Genomic DNA, 18,739 nt, shown 5'->3' with positions numbered 1-18,739 from the left:
GCTGGACAACCAAACCCCGCTTCGCCTGAAGCGGGGTTTTTTATTGAGGGAAATAAAATGACGGATGCCTTCACTCTGACGGCTGAACTGCAATTGGTGCTGGTGTTGCTCGGCGTTCTGCTGGTGGTGATTGTCTGGTGGCTGAAGAAACGCCGCACCCGGCTGCGGGCGCGGTTAATCGCCGAACGTATGGCAACCGCAGGGCCGGTTCCGCGGGCGTTATACCAGCGTATGGAATGTGAGTTGCGCAGCTACGACATGAAGGCGTCGCTGGTGGATAAGCTGATTCATTCGGTCTGGCGCCAGGTGGCTGGTCATTTCGGCGATGAGGATATGACGGTTGAGCAACAGGAACAGGCCGCCATGCATATGCTGCAGATGCATCTGGATGTATTGGAAATGTTGTCTGAGGACGGCCTTGATCAGGAGCACCTCGACATCCTGGAACAGAGCCTGGATGCCGGCAAAAGCTGAAGGCAGGCTGGTAAGTACAATATTCATAAGTGGCTGTGGTAGGCTGAGCGGATGACTGTTTAATGGCGTTATTATGCTCCGCAACCTGACCTTAGCTCTGATTGGCTTCGTAGCTTTTTTACCCTGCTTGTATCTGTTGAAAAACCTGGCTGGTTTGCCTCAGCAGCCGGCGTTCTGGCTGGCATTACTGATCAGCTGGCTGGGGCTGCCATTGCTGATCAGCCGTATCTGGCGAACCAAACCCGACCTGGCAGCGCTGGTGGTGGACGCGGATGAGCCGTTGATGCTGGCTCAGGTTCGCCGGGCGCAACAACAGTTGCCGCGTTTTTTAACCGGGCTGGAACAGGGCGAGCTGGAGGCTTATATCAAATACCCGCAGGCATTTGCTGATGAAACCGAGCACCTGTGGGCGCTGGCACATGAGCGACGGGGTGAAGAGATTATTGTATCGCTGGCTTCAGAACCGCTGACCGCTGCGGATCCGGCGTTGCCTGCACGTCAACGGGTGCAGCTGGATGACATCGAGGACTGGATGTTGATTGACAGTCAGGGCAAAACCCAGGGCGGTTACACCCTGCTGGCGATGGCGCAGATTTATCAGCGTGACTATGGTTCGCTGCCGGCGGCTTATGTTCGGGATCTGCAGGACTTTTCTGATTTTCGCTGGCCCGAGGATGGCAAAATTTCATGATAGCTGATGCGGCAACCTTACTGCAGTCCGGACAGTCATTATTGTTATGGCTGGGTGGGGCGGTGCTGTTGTTGTATCCGATGGCTGCGCTGGCCAGTCTGATGGCCCTGGGCAGCAAAAACAACATTCCGTTACCCTGGTTTAACCGCTGCTGTAACCGCCTGTTTCACTGGGGATGTGTGTTGTATCCGTTGTTGTATGGCGGTTGTTATTTCTGGCTGCAGCGGCAGCCTGGCCTGTTTCCGGCTGCGCTGCCGCTGTTGTATCTTGCCTTACTGGCAGGGTGTTTCCGTTTTATGGATGCCCCGGCTAAATAAGCCCGGGAATTCCCACGGATGCTGACTCCTGAGGATGTTTGTCCTGCTCCATGCCGGCGATGATGGCGTCTGCCATCAGACGTGATAACGCCTGAAATTATTGCGGACTGGCCAGGTCGGGTTGCCGGTAATCGCAGACGCCATCCGGGAATGTCTGCAGCAGTTGTTGCCGATAGTCACTGACGTCTAACGGCTGATATAAACCACTGCGGATGGCGTGGTCGATACTGATGCGCAAACAAAACAGCGTGCTGGCCGCTGCGGAGTCTCCGGCAACCTGACGACTGCTCTGAAAAAACGGAAAACGCTGGCTGCAGCGGCCAGTGGCTTGTTGATTCCAGTTACCATGCCAGACGTCAGCGCCACTGGCGATCAGCTGACCATGACGATCAACACAGCGATCCTGGGCAAATAAAGCCCGTCCGGACGGCTGGCCGCCGTCGTGATCCAGCCACTGCTCCAGGGCGGTAAAGGCATCCCAGCGTATCTGTTTGTAGTTTCTTTCGGCCATCCAGATACTCTGGTACAGATTCTCGCCATTGTGATCGAGAATGCGCTGACGGCTGGATAAGGCTGCCCAGGAATGATGGATATCGAGAATATCGTCGCGATAAACCCGGACATCGATAAGCGGAATGGTCAGCCGGCCCTGAAATACATTGCCGGATAAATAGGCTCCGCGGGCTGCAGCCAGATTGCCGGGGGTGCGTGGTGCCAGGGTCATGGCCTGTCCCTGATGGCTGAAGTTGGCGGTTTGGTAGGGAGAAAAATCCAACAGCGAAGAGGCGCCACTGACTAACCAATAACGTTCTGGCTGAAAGACCTGCTGTGGTTGCCAGCCACCAATTTTGCGGTTGATATCAAAGAACTGGCGGGCGCTGATCGCGCCTTTTTTCCAGGCATTTAAACCATATTGGACCCCCTGATTACTCCAGGGTACCGGAGCCCGGCCGTCCTGATCCGTGCCATAAACATCGCGGTTATCCTGCCAGTGGGTCCAGTAATTCTGTTGTTGAACGGTGTTGCTGTAGCGGGCGTAATGGGTATTAAAGCGCGGGTTATTGACCATTTGTACTGTGCCACGCCAGCTGTAATTACATTCGGTTGCCCCCCGGCGCTGCAGCGGTTTTTCCAGCCGCAGCAGGCGGGTGGCATTTTCGATGCTCTGGGCCCGGGCGCTGAATTCAGGGTGATACGCCAGGCCACTGATGAGGTTGCGGTTGGCGGCACTTTGCCAGAAGGTTTTATCCTCTGCCAGATGATCAAAATAATATTCCAGCAACGGACAATCCAGGCCGTATAAAATCTGGCTGGTCATATCCGGGTAGGCCACAATCGCAACGCCACCCTGGATCAGGCCCGGACGGTTTTGCGCTAATAAATACTGCTGTAAAGCACCGCCGGAATCGCCAAACCCCAGGGTATATTCCGGGCGGCCGTAACGGCTGATAAATTGTTGTTTCACCCGTAACGCGGTGTCTTCCTGCAGTAGAATATTATAATGATTGTCGGTTTCATTGCCGCTTGAATAGACAATGGCATAACCTTTTTCCAGTGCCGGGCGCATATCCCGGAGAATACGTTTCAGTCGTGCCTGGCCTTGCTGAAAACCGATGCCGATGGCCCCTTTGAAATGGTAAATTAATTTACCATTCCAGCGGCTGAGATCCGGTTGCTCGCGTTGGTCCTGGCGGCTGGTCGGGATAAATAATGCATAAATAAACCGGTTGATGGTGCCACTTTCCACCCGCACCAGTAGTTGCTGATCATCAGCCGCTGCCGGCAGTTGATCATCGCTGCGTTGCCAGTCCTGTTGCTGATTGCTGTAAAAATAATGCAGCCGGGTGGGTAATAAACAATCCTGACTGTAACCAATAATCTGACGGGTTAACCGGCCATCGTCGTCCTGTTGGTAAACCGGCGTACCGAGACCTTGCTGATTGTCGACCAGTGGCTGGCCCAGGCCGGAATCCAGCCCCTGGCACATAAAGGGATATTGTTTATCGCCGGCAAATAACGCTTGTGCCGGGCCGCTGTCGCCAAAAGCAATCGGGAATGGAAAGGGATCCCGGGGGCGCTGTTGTTGCCAGGGAGGTAACCCCTGGTAGGCGGGCAGGTTGGCACGCAGCGCGTCGGCTGGCATAGACTCTACCAGTGGATAAGAATGGTTCAACTTTAGTTTGTCGCGGACGTACAGGTGCAGGGTGGCGTACAACGCTGTTAACAGCAGCGTCAGAGCGAAGGCGATGAGTAAACTCCGTTTTAACAGGCGCACAACAGTTCCTTGGTTATTTCAGTGAATCGGGGCGGGCAGCGTCCGGCTGACGATAATCACATACGCCCTGCGGAAAAATCTGCTGTAGCCGGGTCAGGTAGGGTGACATATCGCGTGGCTGATAAAACCCTTGCTGCAGTGCCTGTTTAACCGCTATGCGCTGACAGTGTAAGGTATAACCGCGGATATCGTCACCGGCCACTTCCCGGCTGGTGCGGTTAAATGGCATGTGTTGCTGGCACTCACCTTTGGCTTGCTGATTCCAGGGGCCGTTCCAGACGCCTTTGCCGCGGGCAATCAGCTGGCCGGATTGATCAAAGCAGCTGTCTTCGGCGGCGACCGGCTTATGTTTCGGGCGTGCGCTTAACCATTCATCCATGACATCCAGTGCCTGCCACATCGGGTTAAAGTCAGGTTGTGACATCCAGATAACGTGCAGATCGGGATTGTATCCGGCATCAATAATGCGCTGGCGGATGACACCGCTGGCAAAACCGTGGTGGATGTCGAGCTGATGATCGCGGTACTGGCGTACATCAATGGTCGGCGTTGTCAGCCGGCCGAGAAATACCATGCCCGCCTGATAAGCGGCCTGTGCCGCCGCTAAATTGCCCTGATAGCGGGGGGCCAGTGTGCGTATTTTCCCCTGATGCGACATATTGTGTTCGCCGTAAGGGCTGAAACGCGACAGGTTCGGGTCCATGCTGAGGTACCAGTAATGTTCCTGCTGCATTTCCTTGGCGTCGCGCCAGCTGCCGATGCGGCTGTTGAGTTCCAGAAACTGATCGGCGCTGATGTCGCCGTTACGCAGTGCTTCAAGGCCGTATTGCACGCCGGCATTGTTCCACCAGGAGGGCGCCTGGCCGTCGTCGTCAGTGCCATAAATATGAGAGTTTTCCTGCCAGTGAGTCCAGGCCGTGACGTTGCGTACGGCTTCGCTGAAGCGGTGGCCCTCGGTGTGAAACAGCGGATTATTAATCATCGCCACTGAACCACGCCAGCCAGCATTGCATTCCGACCCCGGGGCAGTGTGTTGTGGCCATTGCCAGCGTAACACCTGCGCCAGATTGGTCAGCCCTGCGAGCATCGGGCCACGTGAATAGTTGGTACTCAGGCCCATTACCGCCTGACGTTTAGCGGGCTGACGCCAGAAATCTTTATCACTGGCGAGGTGATCAAAATAATATTCCAGCAACTCACAATCGAGAGTGTAAGGCAGCTGGGTCACCATATCCGCATAGGCCACAACCGCCACTGAACCATCGAGGATGCCGGGGTGATTCTGGTTTAATAAAAACTGTTGAATGGCGCCACCAGAGCCACCAAAACCGATGGTGAACTCTGGTTTGCCGTAACGGCTGATAAACTGATGTTTCAGCCGCAGGGCGGTGTCTTCCTGCAGTTGAATATTGTAGGTGTTATCGGTTTCGGTGGCGCTGGAGAAAATCACGGCATAGCCCTGTTCCAGGGCATAACGCATGTCTTTGGCCATGCGGTACATCAACATCCGTCCCTGCTGGAATCCTATGCTGATACCGCCACGAAAATAATAAATCAGTTTGCCGTTCCAGCGGGATAAATCGGGTTTATCGATCTGATCGTTAAACGTGGTGGGAAGTAAAATACTGTACAGGTGGCGATTGATGGTGCCACTTTCGGCGCGGATTAATAAATGCACATCGCGCGGAATGCCGAGATGATGATCATCCTGGCGGCGCGGAATACGGTGTTTTTGTTTGGCAAAATACAAGTAGTGGTGGCGGGTCGGTAATAAACAATCTTTGCTGTAGCCGATGACCTTGTCGGTGCGTTTGCCATTCAGGGTCATGGCAAACACCGGCACTCCCCAGCGGTGGTGGTTATCAATCAGCGGCTGGCCCAGACGCGAATCTTCAGTCTGGCATAAAAACGGGTAACGCTGGCTGCCGGCGAACAGTGGCCGAACCGGACCCACTTCGCCGTATTTGATCGGAAAGGCGAAGGTTTCGTCGGGGCGGGCAGAGTCAGACGGATGCAGGCCCTGATACGGGGGCAGGTTCGGTTTGACGGCACCGGGTGGCAACGCCATGACCTGCGGGAAGTCGTTGATCAGCCCCAGTTTGGGCAGAATTTTCTGGATATACGCGGCAGCGATGCCAGCGCCTGCAACCAACAACAGGATGGTCAATAAAAACACAGCGAGCCGGGTACGTTTCATAACCTTCTCCGTCAACCAGTCCGGGTGTGCTAACACCTTAAGCCTAGCCGAATTCTGGTTGCCGTCTTTGTTACCTTGTAACCGATGGTGAATGATCTTGCCCGGCCCGGCGTGAGATCGGCGGACCGTGATATTGCCACCGCTGTATTGTTGCTACCGCTGTATTGTTGCCAGCGGTTAAGGGGTTGCCGGATGGGTCTGGCTTTGGCCCGGGTTGTAGGCTTGGGTATTAAATAATGGCACTGTGCTGAGACTGTGTTTATAACTGCCATTAATTTCTTTGGTGGAATAGGAAACGTACATCAGTGTTTGTGACGCGGCGTCGTAAATCCGGCGGGTTTTCAGATTTTTTAAAAACACACTTTTGGATTTGCGGAAAATCACTTCGCCAGACGGGGATTTGTCGATGGTGGCCAGCATCGCGGCGGTAATCGGGCCGGTCTGGCGGCAGGCGATGGAGCTGTCGGACGGATCTGAAAAATCCAGGTCGGCCTCAATGCTGGCGACATGGCAGGTTACACCGCTAACGACCGGGTCCTGTAGTACATTTATTTTAATGTCTTTGGTGGTAAATAATCCCAGTGAGACATCGCCGACTTCAGAATTATCGCAGCCGGTTAATAATAACAATGGGAGTGTCGTGAATAAGCCAATGGCGGCTGATTTTCTGATGTGCATAGTAATCCCTGTCGGTATGTTCAGAAAAACAGAAAGGCCGTTATTTATGCAGGCAGCAACGGGATGTTGCACGAACCACAAAGGCACGGTGAGTGCCCTGGTGGCGAAATACGTAACGGACTTCTGTTGATGGCGATAACCGATAACTATTTCGAATTCAGCTTACGTTGTTGCTCTTTTAATGCAAGCTTCTGTTGCCGGCGCTGGCTGATGACCTGTTGTAAGTCGCTGCCGAGGTGATCTTCGCCACGTTGTTTGGCCAGTTGCATCTGACGTTCACGTTGCTCAAAGCGTGCCCGTTGTTCCGCTGAATATTCATCGTAACAATGGTGGCAGCTGACTCCCTGCTGGTATTTATCCGATTGCTTGTCGGCTTCAGTAATCGGCCGGCGACAGGCGTGGCACTGGTCATAATCGCCTTTTTCCAGCTGATGATTAACCGTGACCCGGTTATCGAAAACAAAACATTCACCCTGCCACAGGGATTCTTCTGCCGGCACGTCTTCCAGGTATTTCAGAATGCCACCTTCCAGGTGGTACACCTCTTCAAAACCCTGTTCTTTCATGTAGGCCGTTGATTTTTCACAGCGGATGCCGCCGGTACAAAACATGGCGACTTTTTTCTGTTTTGCCGGGTCCATGTTGTTCTGCACGTACTGCGGGAATTCACGGAAGGTTTTGGTGCGTGGATCAATTGCGCCTTTAAAGGTACCCACTTCCACTTCGTAATCATTGCGGGTATCCACCAGTACCACATCCGGGTCGGAAATCAGTGCGTTCCAGTCCTGGGGTTTAACATAGGTGCCAACAACTTCTTTCGGGTCGATGCCTTCGACGCCCATGGTGACGATTTCTTTTTTCAGTTTTACCTTGGTGCGGTAAAACGGATTGCTTTCGTCATACGATTCTTTGTAAACGATATTGGCCAGTCGTTCGTCCTGTGCCAGCCAGGCCAGTAAGGCGTCAATCGCGTCCCGGCTGCCGGCAACGGTGCCGTTAATGCCTTCGCTGGCCAGCAACAGGGTGCCTTTGATGTCGTGGCTCAACATCATGTCGAGCAGCGGCTGGCGTAATGCCGTGTGATTATCCAGAGTAACGAACTTGTACAGGGCGCAAACCACCACGGGGTGGTCGGCAGAATATTGGCTATGTGTCATAACAACCTTCGCTGGCCGGAGCGTAAATCCGGTGCTGAGTGATAAAAAGTTGGAGCGGCCCGGGGCCGGGCGCGGATTATAGCGGGCTGCTTCCGGGTTATCACCCGATAAAAATCAAGGTTATTGCCGGATGCCAGCCTTGTCAGCTGGCTTCGTGGATATAGGCTTCGGTGCGCGATGGATCAAGCAGTTCGTCTAACTGAGGTTCGCGCTCGGCGCGCAGTGCCACCCAGGCTCCCACCTCAATCCGCCATTCTTCGACCGTCCGGATACGTGGAGCGGCCAGCAGTTTGGCTTCGGTGCCTTTGGTGGCAAACACCAGCATATCCTGGACTTTATAGGCTTTCAGGGGCATCGGGGCTTGGGGCACGGCGGTCTCTCTGGCGCTGGGGAAATATGGCCGCACTTTATACCAGAGCGCTGGCCGAATACCAGTGCTGCGGCGATCTGTCGCTGAGATGACCGGTTGTGGCAGTGAGTCACCATACGGGACAAAACGGGTGGTAAATGCGGACAGGGGCTGGATTGATGTTGATGCTTGTCATAAAAAAGACTTAATTTTGTAATAAATAAACCCGCCTTGCTTTACAGTTAGGCTACTCAATAACGATTTAGAAAGAGGAAAGATGATGACTCATCTTGCCAGTCAGGTGGCACGGCGGCTGGGCTTCAGTTTGCTGGGTGCACCACTGACCGCGATGGCGATGTCGCAGGCACCAACGCAGCTGGATACCGATATTGTGGTGACCAACAGTACCTTGCAGCCAATCACACTTGCGTTTGCCGGTGATGCCCGTTACCAGTCTCAGGCCACGGAGATTCCGGCGTTAGAAAGCCGTACCGTGGCGGTATTGGGGCGCGACAGCGGCCGTAACAGTGAGCTGGATATGCATCTCAGCAGTGCCGGCTACAACCTCAGCCTGACGCAACAGACTCAGGGGACGGCTCTGCAGTTTTCGGCAGAGGGTAGCGGCTGGGATCTGAATGATTACAGCGATGAAGCGATTCATCGTTTTAATCCTCAGGCCGGCCGCTTTGAGCTGGCGTTTAAAGGTACAGACCTGAGCGACGGTGGTCAGCTGAGGTATGTGATTCAGCAGGCGGATAATAAACCGGAACTGGCCGATGCCGGTTCGCTGAATGTTCTGAGTTATAACATCTGGGCCACCACCATCTACGGCTCGAAAAAAGTCGATAGCCGGCTGGAGCTGATGCCGCAGGTGATGTCGGGTTACGATGTGCTGGTGCTGACCGAAGTGTTTGACCTGGCACCGGCTAATAAGTTGCTGGATGCGCTGCGGGCGGAATACCCGTATCAGAGCGGTGAAATTTTTAAAGCCGGAAAATTAATGTCATCCGGCACCCGAATCGTGTCGCGCTGGCCATTTGAAGTGGAAGATGCCCATATCTATAACGCCTGCGATGGTATTCAGTGTGCTGCCACCCGTGGGGTGATTTATGCCCGGATTAATAAACAGGGTAAGCCGTACCATATTTTTGCCACTCATACTCAGTCATCCGATGATGACGCTAACCGTAATGCGCGTAAAGCTCAGTTGCAGGAGATGGGGGATTATATTCGTCGTCTGAATATTGCTGCGGATGAAGCCGTCATTATGGCCGGTGATTTTAATGTAAATAAAATTGGCCTGCCGCAGGATCGTGATTATATGGAAGCGGTATTGCAGGCGCAGGAGCCAGCGAATCTGGGGCACAACCTGAGCTACGATGCCAACAGTAACCACTGGGCAGAACAACCGTATCTGGAATACCTGGACTACACGCTGTTCAGTCGGGTAAATCAGCAACCATTGCAGGCAACGCAGGAAATTATTGCACCTCGTTCCACTACCGATGTGTTATGGGGGGAGTGGGATTTATCCGATCATTACGCTGCCCGTGGTGTTTTTCGTTTTGATGCCGCTGGCGTCAGTCGTGCAGCATTTCCGTATTTAAATGAAGTGGTTCACCTGAAAACCGCCAACGGTCATTTTGTGCGGGCGATGAGCGGTGGTAACAGCTTTATTTCTGCGGGTTCCGATCAGGTTGGCAGCTGGGAGAGTTTTGTGCTGCAAACACATGATAATGGCAAGGTGTTGCTGCGTGCTCGTGATGGGCATTATGTGGCGCTGGACTCTTATCTGCTGGGTACTCTGAAGGCGAATAATCACGACCGGGGTCCGGCTGCTCAGTTTGAGCTGGTAGAGCGGGGTGATGGCAAAATCGCGCTGAAAGCCGATAACGGTAAATACCTGCGTGCAGACTTTGCCGGGGGCGCGGGTCTGAGTGCCGGTGCGTCAGTGGTCGACAGCTGGGAAACATTTGAGCTGATCCGGCCATAATAGCGGGCAGCGAACGTGAACCGTTCCGACAAATGGCTTACTGGTGATTCAGTAAGCCATTTTTTGTCGTCAGCGATTGCTCATCGACGATCACCAGATTGTAGCGGCGCTTTGCCAGAGAGGTGGCAATTTCGGCGCCGATGCCGGATGACGCTCCGGTTACCCGTGCCCACTTGGTTGTTGTCTCTGTCATCATGTTGTCTCCGGTGACAGCAGAAAATAAAAATGCTGAACAGAGTGTCGCTAAAGCCTGTAGGTAACCCAGGGTTATTTAGCGCCGTTTGTGGCTGCGACAATCTGATCCATCAAAACCGTCTTGCCAAGTGCGGAAAATAGGCGTCTAATTCGGTGCCTGACGCAACTGCTGCCTGTGGTTGTGCCCGATTTTTCCCCGCAATGGGGATGTTTTTTGTGATTATTCAGCCGGATACCCGGAGCCCGAACCCGACATGACACTTGCCATCATACTGATTTCTGCCATTGGTTTTTTATCCATTATTCTGGAAGAAGTGATTAAAATCGACAAAGCCAAGTCGACTCTGTTCTGGGGTACGCTGGCCTGGTTTGTGTATTTTATCGGTAGCCATGATGCACAGAATCCGTTGCTGGCCGAAGGGGTTCACCATACCTTTAAGGAAAACCTGCTTGATATTGCCTCCCTGTGGTTGTTCCTGTTTGCGGCCATGACGTTTGTTGCTTATTTGTCGGAGAAGGGGGTAATTCAGACCGTGGCTTCCTGGTTATTGCCATCGCGAATGGGGCTGAAGTCTCTGTTGTTTTTTATCGGTGGTTTTGCCTTCTTATTCTCTTCTCTGGCCGATAATATTACCGCTACTCTGGTGTGTCTGGCGTTAATTAATGGTCTGAACCTGCAGGCCAGTCAGAAGCTGCGTTATGCTGTGGCGGTGGTGTATGGCGTGAATGCCGGTGGCGTATCGCTGATTACCGGGGATGTGACGACTCTGATGATTTTCCTGGCCGGTAAAGTAGCCATCGCCGATTTATTGGGATTGATTGTGCCATCGTTTATTTCGGTAATGGTGTTGTGCAGTTTGCTGAGTCTGGGGTTAAAAGGGGAGTTGCAGATCGAAAAAAGCACGGCGGTGCTTGATCGGGTTGACTGGACCATTACCGGGCTGTTTTTTCTGACCATTCTGACGGTGATTTTTGCCAACGTATTCTATGGTGTGCCGCCGGTATTAACCTTCCTGTTTGGTCTGGGGCTGATGTTTATGGTGGCGCAGTTTATCGATCGCAATGAACCATTGCTCGACTATATCCGTAAAATTGAATTCGATACCCTGTTGTTTTTCCTGGGGGTATTGCTGCTGGTGGGAGCGCTGAAAGAAGTGCATGCGCTGGATTCCATTCTGCTGATTTACCAGCATTGGTCACCGCTGATAGCGAATTATGTGCTGGGTATTATTTCGGCTATTTTCGACAACGTACCGCTGACCTCAGCATTGCTGAAGTCGGGCATCGATATGTCTGTGAACAACTGGCTGGGTCTGACTTTTTCCGTCGGTGTGGGCGGCGCCATGTTGTCGATTGGCTCCGCCGCCGGGGTGGTTGCTATGAATAAGGTTAAAGGCCTAACCTTTATGAATTATCTGAAATTTACTCCGGTACTGCTGATTGCCTACAGTGTTGGCTTTGCCCTGGTGATGCTCAGCCGACAGTGGCTGGCAGCTTAGCCGGCGCGCAGCTGAGTAAATGTCAGTCCGTACTTGTTGAGATAGGTTTTAATGCGGTGTGAGTCGTTGCTGGATGCTTTCTGGTCGCGGCTGACGTTAAATAACCGCCGACCGGCTTCGGCCATGCTGCTGCATTGGCGACATATCTGAATCACACTGGTTAATTGCAGTTGTTCAAATAAATCCAGTTGTGTTATTGCCTGTTGCGACAGGTAGTGCGACAGCTCAATCGCGCTGTTACTGGTGTCTGGTAGTGTGGTTTGCCAGCGTCGCTGTAAGCGCTGGATTTCGATATCAACATTTTTTTCATCAATGAGTCCGTGATTGCTGAGTGTCGCCATGCGCACCACGCTGGCGTTTAAATCACGGAAGTTGGCTTTCCAGCTGGCATTGTCACTCAAGGCAAATTTCAGGTATCGGCGTTTTGCTCGTGCGTTAAAGCGTATGACTTTATGTTGAATCTGGTTGTATTTTTCCAGCTCAAAATCTAGGTTTGCCTCGATGTCCTGGCGCCGGTCTGCCAGTCCGGGCAGTGCCCATTGCCAGATATTAATGCGCGCTAATAAGTCTTCACGAAAACTTCCGTTAGCTACTTCCTGCTGTAAATCTTTATTGGTACCGGCAATCAGCTGAAACTGGCTGTGGACTTCCTGGTCACTGCCCATTGGGTAAAAGCATTGTTGTTCGATGGCATGCAGCAGCATGGCTTGTTCATCGAGACCAAGTTCGCCAATCTCATCAAGAAACAGAATCCCCCGGTCGGCCTGACGTAAAAAACCGCTGCGGTCTGATGCAGCACCGGTAAAGGCGCCTTTTTTATGGCCGAACAGAGAAGACATTGCACCGTCGCCGACGAGAGTGGCGCAGTTAACCGCCACAAAGCTGCCCTGAGTCAGCCCTTTATTAACCCGCAACTCGTACAGCTTACGTGCCAGCTGGGTTTTGCCGGCGCCGGTTGGCCCGTTTAATAGAATCGGCGCATCAGACAGTTGAGCGACCTGTTCGATTTCAGCAATCATCAGGTTGAAATCGGCATTGCGGGTATTGATGCCTTCTTTCAGAAACTCCTGCGCCGTTTGAGCTTCTTCCTGAAAACGCTTGGCCAGCAGATCGTATTTTCCTAACTCCAGATCAATCGTGAGTAACTGACCTTTGGCTTTGTCATCGGCATCCGGTTGTGGTGATGTCTGAATTAACTGTGCCGGAAACAGTCTGGCTTCAGCCAGCAGGAACATGCATATCTGATGGATATGGGTGCCGGTTGTAATGTGCAGATAATAATTTTCTTTATCCGTGTTAAACGGGTAATGCCGGGCGAACTCTTCCAGCCAGCGATAGCTTTCTGCCAGGTCCCATGGGTCGCTGATGGCCGCTTCTATCAGTGCCACCTCGGTTGCAGGGGAGGTCTGCTGGATATCATCCGCTACCCGCTGAGCCATGCGCAGATAACTGGGCGGATAAAACAACTCAAGCCGATCAACCACAAAATCGTCCTGTTTCACCAGGCCGATGGTTGGTCGCCACATATTCCAGCGTTTGGCGCCGCGGCCCTTGCCATCTTTAACGACGCCTAATGTGCCGATAACGACATTCTGTTTGCCGGAGGAGGCTTTTCTTTGTTTCATGGTGGCTATCAATAAAAATAGGATAATATCTTTAAAGATATTTTAATTCTGATGTAAGGAATGTCAATTTGTTGTTCTGAATGTGTTTTGTTGGTTAAAAGTTCAATTAAAACAATAAGATACGATATTTCTCCTGGGTTTCCTGAAAAGCTGGCACGCCCCTCGCTATAGACGAGATATCAATGTTGATGGTGATGTTTGTATTGCATCCCGGTGCGTCGGCTCTGCCGTAACGTATGCCGCATTGATAAGCGATTTACGTAGCTCAATTGGTAGAGCAGGAAACGTTAATTTCCCTGTTGAGGGTTCGAGTCCCTCCTTGAAATTGGATGATCGAAAGATCTCAGGTTCAACTCCTGATAACACTGTCTTTCCCTGATAGTTAAAAGAAAGGAGAGGTCAGTCGCCCGGGCCGCTGTTATTCAGTCGCCGCTGAAACAGGTTAATGCAGTAGCAAGCAGACAGCATTTTCTCCTTTCGGCAGGCCACTGTTTTTCACGTGTGTGGCACTGATGCTCTTAAAAATTTGCCATTAAAAGGAGTAATACAATGGCTAAGTTAAAACAGAATTTTTTATATACATCCATTGCGGTGGGTGATAACGAAGTAGCGCTGCTATTCCGTGATGAGCGTTTCCAACGTGTGCTGAAGCCCGGTAAGTACCGCGTGTTACATCTTGGTAATAACACGGAAATTCAGGTTTTTGATACTCAGGATATTTTTCCGAATGACGAACTGCTGAATAAGCTGGCCAGAGAAAATACACAGATTGCTGAGCTGTTCGATGAGATCATTACTGATGCTGCGGAGGTTGTCAATATCTACCTGGATAACCAGATGTTAGGTGTTGTGCCACCGGACGAGCGTTTGTTGATGTGGAAAGGTGTTGGCGATCTGCGTGTTGAGCGCTTTGACCTGGACGGATCGTTGGAAGTCGACCATCAGGTTCTGAGCAAAATTAAAGCGCGTGGTTTAAACCAGGCGAATAAATTGTTAACCCGGGAAACGTTAAAGCGTCAGCCTTTGCTGACGACTCAGGTGCCTGAAAAACACGTGGGTATTCTGTATCAGGATGGCGAGCTGAAACGTAAGTTACAACCTGGTGTATATGCCTTCTGGCAGTTAAATAACGACCTTAGGGTGAGTAACTACGATCTGCGTTCGCGCACCCTGGAGGTGAGCGGTCAGGAAATTCTGACCAAAGACCGGGTGAGCATTCGTATCAATCTGACTGCTAACCTGAAAGTGGTTGATCCGATCATGGCGGCACAGCAGGTCGATAAGCTGGACGAGTATTTGTACAAATCTATGCAGTTGGCGTTGCGAGAAGCGGTGGGTACCAAAACTCTGGATCAGTTACTGGAAGATAAGCTGTATGTTAACGATACCGTGAAAGCGCTGGTGGCTGACGAATTTACTCAGGTGGGTGTTGAGTTAGCCCGTGTTGGTGTGAAAGACATTATTTTGCCGGGTGAAATCCGTACGATTTTAAACCAGGTGGTGGAAGCGCAAAAAGCGGCAGAAGCCAATGTGATAAAACGCCGGGAAGAAACCGCAGCAACCCGCAGCTTAAACAACACGGCTAAAATGATGGAAAACAACCCGACGTTACTGCGCCTGAAAGAGCTGGAAGCGCTGGAAAAAGTATCGGAAAAGGTAGACCGAATCAGTGTCTACGGCGGTCTGGATGGCTTAATGAAGGGTACGGTGCAGCTCAGCTAAGTTGTGTGCTGAGTCGTGTATCGCACAGGGATGTGCTGCTGATAAGGAGAAGTGGAGATGGTATGCGAAGCCATGAAAAACGAGGTCAGGCGTGCGCTGACTGATATTGAAAGAGAAGAAACTATTGTCGTGTTATTTGCGGCTGAATCGGGTAGCCGTGCCTGGGGATTTGAATCGGCGAACAGTGATTACGATGTGCGTTTTGTCTATCTTCGGCCAATTGAGTGGTATCTCGATATATCCGTTGAACACAAGCGTGATGTGATCGAGCGACCCATCACGGATGACCTGGATCTGGTGGGTTGGGATTTACGCAAAGCACTAAAGCTATTAGCGAAATCAAATCCATCGATTCTGGAGTGGGTGTCCTCGCCGTTGGTTTATCAGCAGAAAGACGATTTCTCTGTCGCGATAAAAACACTGGCGACATCGTATTTTTCAGTCGTCAGCAGTTTTTATCACTACTTCAGTATGGCGAAGAAAAATTACCGTGGTTATTTGCAGGGTGATGTAGTACGGACCAAAAAGTATTTCTATGTCTTGCGTCCTCTGCTGTGCGTGCGCTGGATAGTGAAATATGGCAGTCAGCCACCTATGTTGTTTGACACGTTATTAAACGACCTGTTACCTGACGGTGAGGTAAGGGAAGCCATTGATGATTTGCTTCGGTTAAAACGCAGTGGTCAGGAGCTGGATCAAATAAATAAGATCCGGGTCTTAAACGATTATATTGAATTGGAATTACAGCAACTGAGTGAGGGAGAGGATTTACAATCTCATCCGGCCTCTTCAGATACCGCGTTAAACGCGTTGTTCTTACAGCAGTTGCAGGAATATGGAGGATTTAAGCATGCCGGTAGTAACGCTGCTTAAAGCGAAAGACAATCAGAAGCCAGTGAAAATCTGGACTGACGAAATTGAATACGATGCGCTGAATCAGTTGCGTAATGTTGCCAGTTTACCGTTTATTTTTGAGCACATTGCGGCGATGCCGGATGTGCACCTGGGTAAAGGCGCAACCGTTGGTTCGGTGATTGCCACAACCGATGCCGTGATTCCGGCGGCGGTTGGTGTCGATATTGGCTGCGGTATGAACGCGGTACGGTTATCCATTAAGGCAAAAGACCTGCCAGATAACCTGAAGCAGATTCGTAATGATATTGAGCGCACTGTGCCATTAGGTGCTGGTGGTGCGCATAAATACGATCAGATTGCTGGTGGCAGTCAGCTGGCCGCGCGGTTAGATAAAATTCTGGCGAAACATCCGGATTTGAATAAACATGGCCGTGTATCTAAATACGCCAAACAATTAGGCACTTTGGGTTCAGGTAACCACTTTATCGAAATTTGTCTCGATGAAAATGATGATGTGTGGGTGATGCTGCACTCCGGTAGCCGTGGTATTGGCAATATGATAGGCCAGTATTTTATTCGGCTGGCGCGACGCGAAATGGAGCGTCATCAGGTGCATTTGCCGGATAAAGAGTTGGGTTACCTATTGGAAGGCAGTCAACACTTTGATGATTATGTAGAAGCGGTGAGCTGGGCGCAGGATTATGCCATGTTAAACCGTGAGCACATGATGAATGCGGTATTGCGCTCGCTGACGTTCCGTTTGCCGACATTTACCGTCACCAAAGAGGCGATTAACTGTCACCACAACTTTGTTGACCGGGAGGTGCATTACGGAGCCGAAGTGTGGGTCACACGAAAAGGTGCCATTCGTGCGCGACAAGACGAGTTGGGAATTATTCCGGGGTCGATGGGAAGCAAATCTTATATTGTTCGCGGTAAAGGGAATGGTGAATCATTTTGCTCTTGCTCCCACGGTGCCGGGCGAAAAATGTCCCGAGCGGCCGCACGTAAAGCGTATTCGATCGATGATTTAATTGCTCAGACGGAAGGGGTTGAATGCCGAACGGATAATGCAGTACTGGATGAAATTCCGGCTGCGTATAAAAATATTGATAAGGTGATGTCGTTCCAGGATGACCTGATCGAAGTCGTGCATACCCTGCGTCAGGTTGTTAACGTGAAAGGCTGATGGCAGCAGAGGCAGCAATTTTGAATCACTCTGCTGTGTCTGGATTATCAGGACCACATTAAAAAACCGCCAGCTGGCGGTTTTTTAATGCGCAGAATGGCCGATCAGGCTTTTTTAACAAAAGCGGCGGTGACCATCATTTCGCCCGCGCCATCCACTTTGCAGTCCAGTTCGTGGTCTTTGGCATCGATAATGCGGCGGATCACCGCTTTGGTGCCGACTTTAATCACCTGAGAGCTGCCTTTGACCTTCAGGTCTTTAGCAGCAGTTACCTTATCACCTGCCTGCAGCAGGGTACCGTTGGCATCTTTTGCCGTAGGTTCGTCGTTTTCCGGCTCTTCGTTCGGGTTCCATTCGTGAGCACATTCCGGGCAGATCAGCAGATCCTGATCCTGATAAACGTATTCAGACTGGCATTTAGGGCAGGCTGGTAAGGACATGATAAGACTTCCGTCGATCTAATGGGGCGCGCAGTATACACCAAAAGCCATGGTTTAGGTGGGGATACTTCCTTCCAGTAAATCCAGGGTACCTTCGCATTCCTGCAGGCACATCATTAGTGGTTTTAATGGTTGTTTTCAGGCTGCTTCAGAATCCGGGTGGTGCTCTGATCGGTTGCCGGTTGGTCGCGACAGATCTCTTGTGGTAACTCCAGTTCGATCGTGGTGTGTTCCAGATTGAAGGGTGCCAGCAGTTGCTGAATATCGGCTTTTGAAGCGGCTTGTTCTGTTGCTGTCAGTGGCTGGTGTAATACCAGATGAGCCGTTAATACATGGTGTTCACCATCTAAGGACCAGAAGTGCAGATGGTGTATATCGGCTACTGCCGGCAACGTCAGTAGCTGGCTACGAATCTCCACTGCCATGTCTTCGTCCGGCACTGATTGGGCAAATAACGTCAGCGTGCTCCAGAAGTTGCGTGCTACGTTAAGTAAAATAAACAGGGTAAATACCACAGATAACAGCGGGTCCAGAACGGGAATGTCGGCGAACATCAGAACGACGGAAACAATCAGCACTGCCAGCCAGCCGAGTACATCTTCCATTAAATGCCAGTTAAGCACTTTTTCGTTTAATGTCTGGCCGGCACTTAAGCGATAAGCGGCAAAACCGTTGACCAGTACACCGAGCAGCGCCAGCCCCAGCATGCCTTCTGCATGGGGCATAACCGGATCAAATAACCGCGGAATGGCTTCATTGAGGACAAACGCCGAACCAATAATTAATACCAGGCTGTTGATTAGCGCACCGTACAATGACAGCCGGCGAAAGCCATAACTGAAACGATGGGTAGCCGGTTTTTTGCCCAGTTTATTTAATACCCAGGCGCTGCCAATCGACAGGCTGTCGCCCAGGTCGTGCACCGCATCGGACATAATCGCGGTACTGTTGGTTAGCCAGCCGCCAATAAACTCGATGATGGTAAAACAGAAATTCAGCACAAATGCCCAGCCCAGTCGTGACGAGCTGGCATCGTGGTGATGGTGATGTGAATGGCCCATAGGAAAAATTACATCCTTATCC

17 protein-coding genes are annotated in these 18,739 nt (G+C 51.5%); 8 read left to right on the top strand and 9 right to left on the bottom strand.

The genetic code is table 11. The annotated features are described in order from the left end of the window. Positions 1–57 precede the first annotated feature (57 nt). The 3 genes from ACFOMG_RS09125 to ACFOMG_RS09115 all read left to right on the top strand — a co-directional run bounded on the left by ACFOMG_RS09125 (position 58) and on the right by ACFOMG_RS09115 (position 1,482). Positions 58–474, top strand: coding sequence for a hypothetical protein (locus ACFOMG_RS09125; RefSeq protein ID WP_376866151.1), 417 nt, complete (start codon positions 58–60; stop codon positions 472–474). A 73-nt stretch (positions 475–547) separates the two neighbouring features. Further along, the gene (locus tag ACFOMG_RS09120) at positions 548–1,165 is read left to right on the top strand and encodes a DUF2314 domain-containing protein (RefSeq protein WP_376866150.1); all 618 of its coding nucleotides are present in this window, start codon (positions 548–550) and stop codon (positions 1,163–1,165) included. Continuing rightward, positions 1,162–1,482, top strand: a complete 321-nt coding sequence (locus ACFOMG_RS09115; RefSeq protein ID WP_376866149.1) for a hypothetical protein — start codon at positions 1,162–1,164, stop codon at positions 1,480–1,482. The genes ACFOMG_RS09120 and ACFOMG_RS09115 overlap by 4 nt, the downstream gene beginning before the upstream one ends. A gap of 97 nt (positions 1,483–1,579) precedes the next feature. On the opposite strand, the gene ACFOMG_RS09110 is transcribed toward ACFOMG_RS09115, so the two are convergent. The 5 genes from ACFOMG_RS09110 to ACFOMG_RS09090 form a co-directional block, all read right to left on the bottom strand. Beyond that, positions 1,580–3,757: a DUF6351 family protein gene (locus tag ACFOMG_RS09110; RefSeq protein WP_376866148.1), complete on the bottom strand. Its 2,178-nt coding sequence runs from the start codon at positions 3,755–3,757 to the stop codon at positions 1,580–1,582. 13 nt (positions 3,758–3,770) lie between these two features. Next, the gene (locus ACFOMG_RS09105; RefSeq protein WP_376866147.1) at positions 3,771–5,954 is read right to left on the bottom strand and encodes a DUF6351 family protein; all 2,184 of its coding nucleotides are present in this window, start codon (positions 5,952–5,954) and stop codon (positions 3,771–3,773) included. A 177-nt stretch (positions 5,955–6,131) separates the two neighbouring features. Next, positions 6,132–6,632 carry a CreA family protein gene (locus ACFOMG_RS09100; protein WP_376866146.1) on the bottom strand — a complete coding sequence of 167 codons (501 nt, stop codon included), beginning with the start codon at positions 6,630–6,632 and terminating at the stop codon, positions 6,132–6,134. A 146-nt stretch (positions 6,633–6,778) separates the two neighbouring features. Further along, entirely contained in the window at positions 6,779–7,789 is a 1,011-nt protein-coding gene (gene trhO, locus ACFOMG_RS09095) for an oxygen-dependent tRNA uridine(34) hydroxylase TrhO (protein ID WP_376866145.1), read from the bottom strand. Between the two features lie 142 nt (positions 7,790–7,931). Next, positions 7,932–8,159 (bottom strand): hypothetical protein, encoded by a 228-nt coding sequence (locus ACFOMG_RS09090; protein WP_376866144.1) that lies wholly within the window; start codon positions 8,157–8,159, stop codon positions 7,932–7,934. Positions 8,160–8,415: 256 nt separating this feature from the next. Between ACFOMG_RS09090 and ACFOMG_RS09085 the strand changes: the two genes are divergently transcribed. Next, positions 8,416–10,131: an endonuclease/exonuclease/phosphatase family protein gene (locus ACFOMG_RS09085; protein ID WP_376866143.1), complete on the top strand. Its 1,716-nt coding sequence runs from the start codon at positions 8,416–8,418 to the stop codon at positions 10,129–10,131. A 37-nt stretch (positions 10,132–10,168) separates the two neighbouring features. Here ACFOMG_RS09085 and ACFOMG_RS09080 read toward each other — a convergent pair whose 3' ends face one another. After that, positions 10,169–10,327, bottom strand: a complete 159-nt coding sequence (locus ACFOMG_RS09080) for an SDR family NAD(P)-dependent oxidoreductase (protein WP_376866142.1) — start codon at positions 10,325–10,327, stop codon at positions 10,169–10,171. Between the two features lie 253 nt (positions 10,328–10,580). On the opposite strand from ACFOMG_RS09080, the gene nhaD reads away from it, so the two are divergent. Further along, positions 10,581–11,825, top strand: a complete 1,245-nt coding sequence (gene nhaD, locus ACFOMG_RS09075; protein WP_376866141.1) for a sodium:proton antiporter NhaD — start codon at positions 10,581–10,583, stop codon at positions 11,823–11,825. Here the strand turns inward: nhaD and rtcR are convergent. Further along, the gene (gene rtcR, locus ACFOMG_RS09070; RefSeq protein WP_376866140.1) at positions 11,822–13,450 is read right to left on the bottom strand and encodes an RNA repair transcriptional activator RtcR; all 1,629 of its coding nucleotides are present in this window, start codon (positions 13,448–13,450) and stop codon (positions 11,822–11,824) included. The two genes, nhaD and rtcR, sit on opposite strands and share 4 nt — an antisense overlap. 549 nt (positions 13,451–13,999) lie before the next feature. On the opposite strand from rtcR, the gene ACFOMG_RS09065 reads away from it, so the two are divergent. The 3 genes from ACFOMG_RS09065 (at position 14,000) to ACFOMG_RS09055 (ending at position 17,216) form a co-directional block, all read left to right on the top strand. Next, positions 14,000–15,172 (top strand): slipin family protein, encoded by a 1,173-nt coding sequence (locus ACFOMG_RS09065; RefSeq protein ID WP_376866139.1) that lies wholly within the window; start codon positions 14,000–14,002, stop codon positions 15,170–15,172. Positions 15,173–15,244: 72 nt separating this feature from the next. Then, complete coding sequence (locus ACFOMG_RS09060) at positions 15,245–16,045, top strand: nucleotidyltransferase domain-containing protein (protein WP_376866138.1); 801 nt, start codon at positions 15,245–15,247, stop codon at positions 16,043–16,045. Continuing rightward, on the top strand, positions 16,023–17,216 hold the full coding sequence (locus ACFOMG_RS09055) for an RtcB family protein (protein ID WP_376866137.1): 1,194 nt from the start codon (positions 16,023–16,025) through the stop codon (positions 17,214–17,216). The genes ACFOMG_RS09060 and ACFOMG_RS09055 overlap by 23 nt, the downstream gene beginning before the upstream one ends. Positions 17,217–17,320: 104 nt before the next feature. Here ACFOMG_RS09055 and ACFOMG_RS09050 read toward each other — a convergent pair whose 3' ends face one another. Together ACFOMG_RS09050 and ACFOMG_RS09045 are read right to left on the bottom strand one after the other, a co-directional pair. Next, positions 17,321–17,656, bottom strand: a complete 336-nt coding sequence (locus ACFOMG_RS09050) for a zinc ribbon domain-containing protein YjdM (RefSeq protein ID WP_376866136.1) — start codon at positions 17,654–17,656, stop codon at positions 17,321–17,323. 125 nt (positions 17,657–17,781) lie between these two features. Beyond that, positions 17,782–18,717, bottom strand: coding sequence for a cation diffusion facilitator family transporter (locus ACFOMG_RS09045; RefSeq protein ID WP_376866134.1), 936 nt, complete (start codon positions 18,715–18,717; stop codon positions 17,782–17,784). Positions 18,718–18,739: the final 22 nt, after the last annotated feature.

Source organism: Bacterioplanoides pacificum, from assembly GCF_042648445.1.
Taxonomy (GTDB): Bacteria; Pseudomonadota; Gammaproteobacteria; order Pseudomonadales; family Oceanobacteraceae; genus Bacterioplanoides; species Bacterioplanoides pacificum.
This window is presented reverse-complemented; position numbering and strand designations above follow the sequence as displayed.